The sequence below is a fragment of the Salmonella sp. SAL04162 genome (assembly GCF_046551535.1).
GTDB lineage: Bacteria > Pseudomonadota > Gammaproteobacteria > Enterobacterales > Enterobacteriaceae > Salmonella > Salmonella enterica.
Genome location: NZ_JBGDVX010000008.1, coordinates 41,952 through 54,464, shown reverse-complemented (window position 1 = coordinate 54,464; position 12,513 = coordinate 41,952). Strand labels below are relative to the sequence as shown.

Sequence of the window (12,513 nt, the reverse complement as noted above, 5' to 3'; positions counted from 1 at the left end):
GGGCCATTTTCACAACATAAGCGCTTACGCGTAAACCGGGAAGCGGGCGCAGATATCCAGTACTTTCGCTTTCACGCGTTCAATGGTGGCTTCATCATTGATGTTGTCCAGCACGTCACACATCCAGCCAGCCAGCTCTTTCACTTCCGCTTCTTTGAAGCCGCGACGAGTAACCGCCGGGGAACCGATACGGATACCGGAGGTCACGAACGGGCTCTTCGGATCGTTCGGCACGCTGTTTTTGTTCACGGTGATGTTAGCACGGCCCAGCGCGGCGTCAGCTTCTTTACCGGTCAGGTTTTTATCCACCAGGTCCAGCAGGAACAGGTGGTTCTCAGTGCCGCCAGACACCACTTTGTAGCCGCGGTTCAGGAACACTTCCACCATCGCTTTGGCGTTTTTCGCCACCTGCTGCTGGTAGACTTTGAACTCCGGCTCCATCGCTTCTTTCAGCGCTACCGCTTTACCGGCGATCACGTGCATCAGCGGGCCGCCCTGCGCGCTTGGGAAGACGGCAGAGTTCAGTTTTTTGTACAGCTCTTCGTCTCCGCCTTTCGCCAGGATCAGGCCGCCGCGCGGACCCGCCAGGGTTTTGTGGGTGGTGGTGGTGACAACGTGAGCGTGCGGAACCGGGTTCGGGTAAACGCCTGCGGCAATCAGGCCCGCCACGTGCGCCATGTCGACAAACAGGTATGCGCCGATGCTGTCAGCGATTTCACGCATTTTTGCCCAGTCAACCACGCCGGAGTAGGCAGAGAAGCCACCGATAATCATCTTCGGCTTGTGCTCTTTGGCCAGCTTCGCCATCTCGTCATAGTCAATTTTACCGGACTCATCGATACCGTAAGGTACGATGTTGTACAGTTTACCGGAGAAGTTAACCGGGGAGCCGTGAGTCAGGTGGCCGCCCTGCGCCAGATTCATGCCCAGAACGGTGTCGCCCGGCTGCAGCAGCGCGGTGTAAACAGCGAAGTTAGCCTGAGAACCGGAGTGCGGCTGCACGTTAGCGTAGTCGGCGCCGAACAGTTCTTTCGCGCGGTCGATAGCCAGTTGCTCTACAACATCAACGTATTCGCAACCGCCGTAGTAGCGCTTGCCCGGATAACCTTCAGCGTATTTGTTGGTCAGCTGAGACCCCTGCGCCTGCATCACGCGCGGGCTGGTGTAGTTTTCGGAGGCGATCAGTTCGATGTGCTCTTCCTGACGTACTTTTTCCTGCTCCATAGCCTGCCACAACTCGGCATCATAATCGGCAATGTTCATTTCACGCTTTAACATCCGCATCTCCTGACTCAGCTAACAATAAAATTTGTGCCTGAAAAGGCAGTCCGTGGGACTTCGGCCAACAGTATAACCGAATCATTCTTCGATAACAGGTCTTGACAAAGGTTTTTACGCAAACGATTACCTATGCGTCAGATAAGGGTTTCCTGAACGAGAGCCTGACGAATTTCAACGGATTTCTTTTCAGCTTTGTGATGCAGATTTTTCACGTTGTTACCTCCATAACGTAAAGCAGAGAAGATCCATTTACAATGCAAGGGTATTTTTATAAGATGCATTTGATATACATCATTAGATTTTCACATAAAGGAAGCACGTATGCTTGACGCACAAACCATCGCTACAGTAAAGGCCACCATTCCCCTGCTGGTTGAAACAGGACCGAAACTGACCGCCCACTTCTACGACCGTATGTTTACGCATAATCCGGAGCTCAAAGAAATCTTCAATATGAGCAACCAGCGTAACGGCGATCAGCGTGAAGCCCTGTTTAATGCTATCGCGGCCTACGCCAGCAATATCGAAAATTTACCGGCGTTGCTGCCGGCGGTAGAAAAAATCGCGCAGAAGCACACCAGCTTCCAGATTAAGCCGGAGCAGTACAACATCGTCGGGACGCATCTGCTGGCGACGCTGGATGAAATGTTCAACCCGGGCCAGGAGGTGCTGGACGCGTGGGGCAAAGCCTATGGCGTACTGGCTAACGTCTTTATTCATCGGGAAGCCGAGATTTATCACGAGAACGCCAGCAAAGACGGCGGCTGGGAAGGCACGCGCCCCTTCCGCATCGTTGCGAAAACCCCGCGTAGCGCACTGATCACCAGCTTTGAGTTTGAACCGGTCGACGGCGGTACGGTGGCGGAATACCGTCCCGGGCAGTATCTGGGGGTCTGGCTGAAGCCGGAAGGTTTTGCGCATCAGGAGATCCGCCAATATTCACTGACCCGTAAACCCGATGGCAAAGGGTACCGTATTGCCGTGAAGCGTGAAGACGGCGGCCAGGTATCAAACTGGTTACACCACCACGCCAGCGTGGGCGATGTGGTACATCTGGCTGCGCCGGCAGGTGACTTCTTTATGAATGTCGCCGCTGATACCCCCGTTTCGCTGATTTCCGCTGGCGTCGGCCAGACGCCGATGTTGGCGATGCTCGATACGCTGGCGAAAGAACAGCATACCGCGCAGGTGAACTGGTTCCATGCGGCGGAGAACGGCGACGTTCATGCGTTTGCCGACGAAGTAAGCGAGCTGGGCCGTACACTGCCGCGTTTCACTGCCCATACCTGGTACCGCGAACCGACCGAGGCCGATCGCGCCCAACGCGTCTTTGACAGCGAAGGGCTGATGGATTTAAGCAAACTGGAAGCCGCGATCAGCGATCCGGCAATGCAGTTCTATCTTTGCGGCCCGGTAGGCTTTATGCAGTTTGCCGCAAAACAACTGGTTTCACTTGGCGTGAATAACGAAAACATTCATTACGAATGCTTCGGCCCGCATAAAGTGCTGTAATTGCAAGAGATCCTCTGAAAAAACGGGCGTTATCGTTAAGGCGAACGCCCGTTCTCCTTCCCGCCCCCTGCTTATTGCGCTGCTTTTTATGCCTTTCTTTTACAAAAAAGGGGAATAAAAAAAGTCTGTGCAAATCGTGTTATTATTAACGTTTGACTTAGCTCGTTAGGGCATCTTTTTATGCAGCAACCTGTTGTACGCATTGGAGAGTGGCTGGTTACACCTTCTGTTAATCAGATCAGTCGTCAGGGACGCCAGATTACTCTTGAACCACGGCTGATCGATCTTCTGATGTATTTTGCGCATCACCCGGATGAAGTGTTAAGCCGGGATAACATTATTGATCATGTCTGGATGCGCACCATCGTGACCAACCATGTTGTCACCCAAAGCATTTCTGAACTACGCAAATCATTAAGAGATGGCGGAGACAGCAATGCTGAATACATTGTTACCGTACCTAAACGCGGCTATAAGCTGACGGCGCCGGTTATCTGGTGCGAAGAAAATAGCGATGAGATCGATAATTCATCAACGTCGCCGCCGCCGATCGCAGCGACGAATGCAGAACCGACGGAGGGGGTTCCTGCCGCTGCGCCTGTGCCGCCCGCCTCTTTGCAAACGCCGACTAAAAAGGCGAAAAAGCCGCGTATCGCCGCTTTCTGGACGTGGGTAATGTTCCTACTCTCGCTGGCGACGCTGGTGGTGTTTATCGTGATGTCGGTGGTAGATCATAATGCCGCGGTAACAAAAACGCGGTTATTACTTAACCCACGAGATATAGATGTTCGTTTTGAAGGCGGCAATTCCTGTAATAACTGGGTCTCGCAGGAGTCCTACGCCATCGGTCTGGGCGGCTTAATCACCGACCTGCTGAACACCTACTCGACCTTTATGGTGCACGATAAAACTAATTACCGGGTCAATGAGCCAAGCAGCTCCGGTAAGACGTTAACCATTCAGTTTGTCAATCAGCGCCACTATCGGGCGCAGCAGTGCTTTATGTCTGTGGTGCTCATTGATAACGCCGATGGTTCAACCATGCTGGATAAGCGTTATTTCGTCACCAATACTAACCAGTTGTCCATCCAGGATGATCTGTTTAATAGCCTGTCTTTCGTTTTAACACAGCCCTGGCCTAATCGTATGCGAGAACAACTGGCCCTGTTCAGAACGCCGCAAAATACCGCGCTGATGCGTTTTTATGAGGCGCGCCAGCTTATTCTGAGCGGCGATGCGCAGGCGCTAGGTAAAGCCAGCGATATTCTGAATGGCATTATTAAGGAAACGCCTGATTTCAACTATGCCTATGAATATAAAGTGCTGGTAGATGTATTACGGCAATCACAACAGCCGTTTGATAAAGAACAAGTGGCCGCACTGAACGAAGAGTTTAAAAAAATAGATCAAATTCCGGGCGTTGAGAAAACGTCTGTTTATTATAAAATCAAGACCGTCGATCTGTTAGGCAAAGGTGATATCGATGCAGCGTATGAGGAAATCAATAAAAGCATCGAGCTTGAAATGTCGTGGTTTAACTATGTCCTGTTGGGGAAAGTTTACGAAATGAAAGGTGAGAATCGTCTGGCCGCTGATGCCTATCTGACCGCCTTTAATTTACGTCCAGGTGAAAACACTCTGTACTGGATCGAGAACGGCGTATTTCAGACATCCGTTCAGAAAATTGTCCCTTATCTGAATAGTTTTCTGGCAGAAGATTAAATTTAACGCTGAACCATGACAAATAAAAGCGAAAAGATATTAAATTTTTCGCTTTTATTTTGTGAAAAACATGTTGCCAAAAATAGCTTATGTTAATTTTGGCAACATATTCATCGCAAAGGTATGTAAATATAACTCTTTGTAATTAAACGATGTTTATCCTTTCATGATATTTTTCATGATATTTATATGTTAATTCAAAAAAATCAATCTATCAGTTTTTTCATGTTTGTGTTTATTTCACTTTTTCTTTAGGACTTATCTCAACCCATTCGTTAATCTTGTCGACAGTTGAACGGGCACGCAGCATATATGAAGCATAAGCCCGGTTCTTAAAAATACAGCTCAGGAGAAATGAACATGAGTTCTGTCAAAAAGATCGGGCTATTTGCCTGTACTGGCGTCGTTGCCGGTAATATGATGGGGAGCGGGATTGCATTATTACCCGCCAACCTTGCCAGTATTGGTGGCATTGCCATCTGGGGCTGGGTAATTTCTATTATTGGGGCAATGTCGCTGGCTTATGTTTATGCGAGGCTGGCAACCAAAAACCCGCAACAGGGTGGCCCTATCGCTTATGCTGGGGAAATATCTCCGGCGTTTGGTTTCCAGACCGGCGTTCTTTATTATCACGCAAACTGGATTGGTAACTTAGCCATCGGCATTACCGCTGTTTCTTATCTTTCTACATTCTTCCCGGCATTAAATAATCCAATACCGGCAGGTATTGCCTGTATTGCTATCGTCTGGCTGTTCACCTTTATTAATATGCTGGGCGGGGCCTGGGTCAGCCGCCTAACAACGATTGGCCTATTCCTGGTGCTGATCCCGGTAGTCTTGACCGCAGTCGCCGGCTGGCATTGGTTCGATATCGCGACCTATCACGCGAACTGGAACACGTCTACGACGACCGACTCTCACGCCATTGTTAAAAGTATTCTGCTCTGCCTGTGGGCGTTCGTTGGCGTTGAGTCTGCCGCCGTCAGCACCGGCATGGTGAAAAACCCGAAACGCACCGTACCGCTGGCAACCATGCTGGGTACCGCGCTGGCAGGCATCATCTATATCGCTGCGACTCAGGTTATCGCCGGGATGTTCCCAGCTTCCGTTATGGCCTCTTCCGGCGCGCCGTTCGCTATCAGTACCTCCACGATTCTGGGTGGCTGGGCTGCGCCGCTGGTTTCCGCCTTTACCGCTTTCGCCTGCCTGACGTCTCTGGGCTCCTGGATGATGCTGGTCGGCCAGGCTGGGGTTCGCGCCGCCAACGACGGCAACTTCCCGAAAATTTACGGTGAAATGGATAAAAACGGTATTCCGAAAAAAGGTCTGCTGTTGGCTGCGGTGAAAATGACGGCGCTGATGATTCTGATCACCATCATGAACTCCAGCGGCGGTAAAGCGTCCGACCTGTTCGGCGAACTGACCGGGATTGCCGTACTGCTTACCATGCTGCCGTACTTCTACTCCTGTGTTGACCTGATTCGCTTCGAAGGGTTCAACATCCGTAACTCGGTAAGCCTGATTTGTTCTGTACTGGGCTGCGCATTTTGCTTCATCGCACTGATGGGTGCCAGCTCCTTCGAACTCTCCGGCACCTTTATCGTCAGTCTGATCATCCTGATGTTCTACGGTCGCAAAATGCACCAGCGCCAGAACAACGACAGCGACAACAATACGGCTGAAGCGCTTTAACCGCTAACTCCTTTTTCTCAAAGCCCCTTTCGTCACCTGCTATAGCGTAGCGGGAGGGGCCCACTTTACCAGGAACAAGACTATGAACGTTATTGCTATCATGAACCACATGGGCGTCTACTTTAAAGAAGAGCCTATTCGTGAACTGCATCGTGCACTGGAAGGTTTAAATTTCCGTATCGTCTATCCAAACGACCGAGAAGACCTGCTGAAGCTGATTGAAAATAACTCCCGCCTTTGCGGCGTCATTTTCGACTGGGATAAATATAACCTTGAGCTTTGCGAAGAGATTAGCAAGCTGAACGAGTATATGCCGCTGTACGCCTTCGCCAACAGCTACTCTACGCTGGACGTCAGCCTCAACGATCTGAGAATGCAGGTTCGCTTCTTTGAATATGCTTTAGGCGCCGCAGCCGATATCGCGGCGAAAATTCGCCAGAATACCGATGAATACATCGACAATATTCTGCCGCCGCTGACAAAAGCACTGTTCAAATATGTGCGCGAAGGGAAATATACTTTCTGTACGCCTGGCCACATGGGCGGGACCGCTTTCCAGAAAAGCCCCGTCGGCAGCATCTTTTATGATTTCTTCGGCCCGAACACGATGAAATCCGATATTTCGATTTCCGTTTCCGAACTGGGTTCGCTGCTGGACCACTCCGGCCCGCATAAAGAAGCGGAAGAGTATATCGCCCGCGTCTTTAACGCCGAACGTAGCTACATGGTGACGAACGGCACCTCTACGGCGAACAAAATCGTCGGTATGTACTCCGCGCCGGCAGGCAGCACGGTACTGATTGACCGTAACTGCCATAAATCGCTGACCCATCTGATGATGATGAGCGACATTACGCCGATTTATTTCCGCCCAACCCGTAACGCCTACGGTATTCTTGGCGGTATTCCGCAAAGCGAGTTCCAGCACGCCACTATCGCTAAACGGGTAAAAGAGACGCCTAACGCAACCTGGCCGGTCCATGCTGTTATTACTAACTCAACCTATGACGGTTTGTTGTATAACACTGACTACATCAAGAAAACTCTGGATGTGAAGTCCATTCATTTTGACTCCGCCTGGGTGCCTTATACCAATTTCTCCCCTATTTATCAGGGTAAATGCGGTATGAGCGGCGACCGTGTAGAAGGCAAAATCATTTATGAAACCCAGTCCACGCATAAACTGCTGGCGGCGTTTTCACAGGCATCCATGATTCATGTTAAAGGCGACATTAACGAAGAAACCTTTAACGAAGCCTACATGATGCATACCACCACTTCTCCGCACTACGGTATCGTAGCGTCTACTGAAACCGCAGCGGCGATGATGAAAGGTAATGCGGGTAAACGCCTGATTAACGGTTCTATTGAACGTGCGATTAAATTCCGTAAAGAAATTAAACGCCTGAAAAGCGAATCCGACGGCTGGTTCTTTGACGTATGGCAGCCGGAACATATCGATGGGGCTGAGTGCTGGCCGCTGCGTTCAGATAGCGCATGGCATGGCTTCAAAAATATCGATAACGAACACATGTACCTCGACCCGATCAAAGTCACTATCCTGACGCCGGGGATGAAAAAAGACGGTACGATGGATGAGTTCGGTATCCCGGCAAGTCTGGTCGCCAAATATCTCGATGAACGTGGCATCATCGTAGAAAAAACCGGTCCATACAACCTGCTGTTCCTGTTCAGCATTGGTATCGACAAAACCAAAGCTCTGAGCCTGCTGCGCGCGCTCACTGAATTTAAACGCGCCTTTGACCTGAACCTGCGCGTCAAAAACATTCTGCCAGCACTGTACCGCGAAGCGCCTGAGTTTTATGAAAATATGCGCATCCAGGAACTGGCGCAGAATATTCATAAACTGGTCGAACATCATAATCTGCCGGACTTAATGTACCGTGCGTTTGAAGTGCTGCCGAAAATGGTGATGACGCCGTATACTGCGTTCCAGAAAGAGCTGCATGGCGAAACGGAAGAGGTGTATCTTGAAGAGATGGTTGGTCGCGTCAACGCCAACATGATCCTTCCTTACCCTCCGGGAGTGCCGCTGGTGATGCCTGGTGAAATGATCACCGAGGAAAGCCGTCCGGTACTGGAATTCCTGCAAATGCTGTGCGAAATCGGCGCCCACTATCCGGGCTTCGAAACCGATATCCACGGCGCCTATCGTCAGGCAGACGGACGTTACACCGTTAAGGTGCTGAAAGAAAATACGAAATAAGTACCAAAGGGAAGTGGCTTGCCACTTCCCTTTTTTCACGCAGCAAGGAGACTTTATGAAAACACCCTCACAACCGCGCGCGATTTTTTACATCGTGGCGATTCAAATTTGGGAATACTTCAGCTTTTACGGCATGCGTGCCTTACTCATCCTTTATCTTACCCACCAGCTTGGTTTTAATGACAGCCACGCGATCAACCTCTTCAGCGCCTACGCCTCTTTAGTTTACGTTACCCCTATTCTTGGCGGCTGGCTTGCCGACCGCCTGCTTGGCAACCGCGTGGCGGTTATCACCGGCGCCTTATTGATGACGCTGGGTCATGTGGTATTGGGCTTAGAATCTGATTCAACGCTGAGTTTATATGCGGCGCTGGCCATTATTATCTGCGGCTACGGCTTGTTTAAATCCAATATTAGCTGTCTGCTGGGCGAACTTTACGCCCCTGATGACAACCGCCGCGACGGGGGATTCTCGCTGCTCTACGCCGCCGGGAATATTGGATCGATAGCCGCGCCGATCGCCTGTGGTCTGGCGGCGCAGTGGTATGGCTGGCATGTCGGCTTTGCGCTGGCGGGCGTGGGAATGTTCATCGGCCTGCTCATCTTTTTAAGCGGTCATCGCCACTTTCAGCAGACGCGCGGTGTTAATCGCCCCGCGTTGCGGGCGGTTAAATTCGCCCTTCCAACCTGGGGTTGGCTGGTATTAATGCTGTGTATCGCGCCGGTATTCTTCACCCTCCTGCTGGAAAATAACTGGTCTGGCTATGTGCTGGCCATTGTCTGCGTCTTCGCGGCGCAACTTATCGCCCGTATTATGGTTAAATTTCCCGAACACCGTCGCGCCTTGTGGCAAATCGTTCTGTTAATGATCACCGGCACTCTCTTCTGGGTTCTGGCGCAGCAGGGCGGAAGTTCGATCAGTTTATTCATCGACCGTTTTGTCAACCGCCACTGGCTGAATATGACCGTCCCCACCGCATTGTTCCAGTCGGTCAATGCGATTGCGGTGATGGCGGCGGGCGTGGTGCTGGCGTGGCTGAGCCGCCCGAAAGAGAGCGCCCGCTCGGTGCTGCGCGTCTGGCTTAAATTTGCCGTGGGGCTGGTATTAATGGGCGGCGGTTTTATGCTGCTGGCGCTAAACGCGCATCAGGCCCGGTTAGACGGGCAGGCATCAATGGGAATGATGATCGCAGGGCTGGCGCTGATGGGCTTTGCGGAGCTGTTTATTGATCCAGTCGCGATGGCGCAAATTACCCGCCTCAACCTGCCTGGCGTCACGGGCGTACTGACCGGTATTTATATGCTGGCGACCGGCGCGGTCGCTAACTGGCTGGCTGGCGTCGTCGCGCAACAAACCACGGAATCGCAAATTAGTGATACGGCGGTAGCCGCCTACGGACACTTTTTCTCGCAAATGGGCGAGTGGACGCTAAGTTGCGTGGCGCTGATCGTCGCCATTGTCGGCCTGAGATGGGTTTGCACCCGGACTACATCGGCGCTACCGCAGGGCGATTAAACGGTGGCTCGCTGCCCACAAGGAGGAGACGGGCAGCGAATCGGCACATCAGATAGCCGCGTCGTCTTCTTCGCCAGTACGGATACGAATAACGCGGGCGACATCAAAGACAAAGATCTTACCGTCGCCGATTTTCCCCGTCTGCGCGGTACGAATGATGGTGTCAACACAGGTATCCACGATGTCGTCAGGCACAACGATTTCAATTTTTACCTTCGGCAGAAAATCCACCATATATTCCGCGCCGCGATACAGCTCGGTGTGGCCTTTTTGACGGCCAAAGCCTTTGACTTCAGTTACCGTCATCCCGGTAATACCTACCTCGGCCAGCGCTTCACGGACATCGTCCAGCTTGAAGGGTTTAATAATCGCATCAATCTTTTTCATGCTATTCCTTGAAAAGGTCGCCTGTGTTTTGATCGGTTAAACGTAACATATTTCGCGCTACTTTACGGCATGAAAACTACTCTTTGAAATCATTCGCATCCAGTTCGTGACGGGAGAGTAGCTTATAGAATTCCGTGCGGTTGCGCCCCGCCATCCTTGCCGCGTGCGTCACGTTACCTTTGGTAATTTGCAGTAACTTGCGCAGATAGTTCAGTTCAAATTGGTTTCGCGCTTCGGCAAAGGTGGGCAGCGCGGTGTTTTCGCCTTCCAGCGCCTGTTCGACCAACGCATCGCTGATCACCGGCGAAGAGGTTAACGCCACGCATTGTTCAATGACGTTGACCAGTTGGCGCACGTTGCCCGGCCAGCTTGCCGTCATCAGCCGTTTCATTGCATCAGTAGAAAAGGCGCGAACAAACGGTTTATGCCGCTGTGCCGACTGTCTGAGCAGATGATTAGCCAGCAGCGGAATATCTTCGGTACGCTCCGCCAGCGCCGGAATTTTCAGGCTCACGACATTCAGCCGGTAGTACAAATCTTCACGAAATTCGCCCCGCGCCATCGCCTTCGGCAGATCGCGGTGCGTCGCGGAAATAATTCGCACGTCGATATCAATATCGCGATTGCTGCCCAGCGGTCTGACTTTGCGCTCCTGTAACACCCGCAGCAGCTTCACCTGTAACGGCGCGGGCATATCGCCAATTTCATCCAGAAATAGCGTGCCGCCTTCCGCCGCCTGGAACAACCCTTCACGATTGCTCACTGCGCCGGTAAAGGCGCCGCGCGCATGGCCGAATAATTCGGACTCCAGCAACTGTTCCGGCAACGCGCCGCAGTTGATGGCGACAAACGGCTTGTTACTGCGCGGGCTGGCATTATGAATCGCCTGTGCGAAAATCTCTTTTCCGGTGCCGCTTTGTCCGTTAATCAATACGCTGACATCCGACTGCGCGACCATGCGCGCCTGTTCAAGCAGTCGCAGCATCAGCGGGCTACGGGTAACGATAGCGTTGCGCCAGCTATCGTCCGTCGCGGGAGCGGACTGCTCCAGCGCTTCATCTATCGCTTTATATAACGCGTCTCTGTCGATCGGCTTTGTCAAAAAGCTGAATACGCCCTTCTGGGTAGCGGCCACCGCATCCGGAATGGAACCATGCGCCGTCAGAATGATAACCGGCATTCCCGGCTGTACTTTCTGAATTTCTGTGAACAGTTGCATACCATCCATTTCATCCATGCGCAGGTCGCTTATTACCAGATCCACTTTTTCCCGATGCAGTACCCGCAGTCCTTCCTGACCGCTCTCTGCGGTCACGACACTGTATCCTTCACTGGTCAGGCGCATACCGAGCAATTTCAGTAATCCGGGATCGTCATCGACCAGCAACAGGTGCGCCGGTTTACGGCTTATCATGGCGTTACCTCATCTTGTGACGGCGACGGCGCCGCGCCATCTTCAGACGTCGCGGGTTTGTCATTGGTATGCGGCGTATCGGCGTTGTAATTACCTGCCGGTTTTCGTGTCGAAAGCTGGCGCTCAATATCGGTTAAACTCTCCAGCTTACGGGTAGTAAGATCGAGCTGCGTTTGCAAGGCCTGTTGCTGCTGGCGCAGCGCATCCAGCTCACTATCTGACGTTTGCTGGAGTTTGCTATAACGCTGACGTTCGGCAGAAAGCGCTAATTGCAGCGCCTGACCGTCATGCCAGATTTGGTAGACGGGCCGTACCTGAGCCGGTATTTGCGCGCTTAACGCCTCCAGACGGGTCACTATGGCGCGCCGCTCCGGCGGCGTAATTTTTGCATCCGCCAGTAAGATTCCGCGCCTGAAGGCATTCTGCCAGTTATCATCCGTCAACGCGCGCGCCTCTGCGCGCGACTGAACCGGCATCAGACGATCGGCGCAGTCAATCGTGCGTAGCCAGTACAGCGGATTCGTCTCTACCGCCTGCCCGCGTAGCGACCAGATATCCGCGCACGCCGTCGGGAGATAATCCGCCAGTTGATAATGGGGGAGCGTGTCCTGCGCTGCGCTATCGGGCAGTTGCTGTGAAGCATGGGGAACACATGCGGTCAGCGCCAGACACGATATGCCCACCGGTATTCCCCACCGCAAAAGGCATCGTTTAATAGTTTGGACTAAAACGTGTGACATACGCACCAGGCTTAAATTCATA

9 protein-coding genes are annotated in these 12,513 nt (G+C 52.1%); 5 read left to right on the top strand and 4 right to left on the bottom strand.

Annotation, left to right across the window (positions count from 1 at the left end; all coding sequences use genetic code 11):
• Positions 1–24: 24 nt before the first annotated feature.
• Positions 25–1,278 (bottom strand): serine hydroxymethyltransferase, encoded by a 1,254-nt coding sequence (gene glyA / locus ACLJRH_RS16705; RefSeq protein ID WP_000919178.1) that lies wholly within the window; start codon positions 1,276–1,278, stop codon positions 25–27.
• Positions 1,279–1,602: 324 nt separating this feature from the next.
• On the opposite strand from glyA, the gene hmpA reads away from it, so the two are divergent.
• From hmpA to dtpD, 5 genes are all read left to right on the top strand, one after another.
• Positions 1,603–2,793, top strand: coding sequence for an NO-inducible flavohemoprotein (hmpA, locus tag ACLJRH_RS16700; RefSeq protein ID WP_000883147.1), 1,191 nt, complete (start codon positions 1,603–1,605; stop codon positions 2,791–2,793).
• Between the two features lie 180 nt (positions 2,794–2,973).
• On the top strand, positions 2,974–4,515 hold the full coding sequence (cadC, locus tag ACLJRH_RS16695; RefSeq protein WP_023136412.1) for a lysine decarboxylation/transport transcriptional activator CadC: 1,542 nt from the start codon (positions 2,974–2,976) through the stop codon (positions 4,513–4,515).
• Positions 4,516–4,875: 360 nt separating this feature from the next.
• On the top strand, positions 4,876–6,207 hold the full coding sequence (gene cadB, locus ACLJRH_RS16690; RefSeq protein WP_000100008.1) for a cadaverine/lysine antiporter: 1,332 nt from the start codon (positions 4,876–4,878) through the stop codon (positions 6,205–6,207).
• 82 nt (positions 6,208–6,289) lie between these two features.
• Positions 6,290–8,434 carry a lysine decarboxylase CadA gene (cadA, locus tag ACLJRH_RS16685; RefSeq protein ID WP_001100652.1) on the top strand — a complete coding sequence of 715 codons (2,145 nt, stop codon included), beginning with the start codon at positions 6,290–6,292 and terminating at the stop codon, positions 8,432–8,434.
• Between the two features lie 55 nt (positions 8,435–8,489).
• Positions 8,490–9,950, top strand: coding sequence for a dipeptide permease DtpD (gene dtpD / locus ACLJRH_RS16680; protein ID WP_023136413.1), 1,461 nt, complete (start codon positions 8,490–8,492; stop codon positions 9,948–9,950).
• A 48-nt stretch (positions 9,951–9,998) separates the two neighbouring features.
• On the opposite strand, the gene glnB is transcribed toward dtpD, so the two are convergent.
• From glnB to qseG, 3 genes are all read right to left on the bottom strand, one after another.
• Complete coding sequence (gene glnB / locus ACLJRH_RS16675; protein WP_000717694.1) at positions 9,999–10,337, bottom strand: nitrogen regulatory protein P-II; 339 nt, start codon at positions 10,335–10,337, stop codon at positions 9,999–10,001.
• Between the two features lie 76 nt (positions 10,338–10,413).
• A complete protein-coding gene (gene glrR, locus ACLJRH_RS16670) occupies positions 10,414–11,748 on the bottom strand; it encodes a two-component system response regulator GlrR (protein ID WP_024131115.1) in 1,335 nt (444 codons plus the stop codon).
• Entirely contained in the window at positions 11,748–12,512 is a 765-nt protein-coding gene (qseG, locus tag ACLJRH_RS16665; RefSeq protein WP_001054246.1) for a two-component system QseEF-associated lipoprotein QseG, read from the bottom strand. The genes glrR and qseG overlap by 1 nt, the downstream gene beginning before the upstream one ends.
• Between the last annotated feature and the right edge of the window lies 1 nt (position 12,513).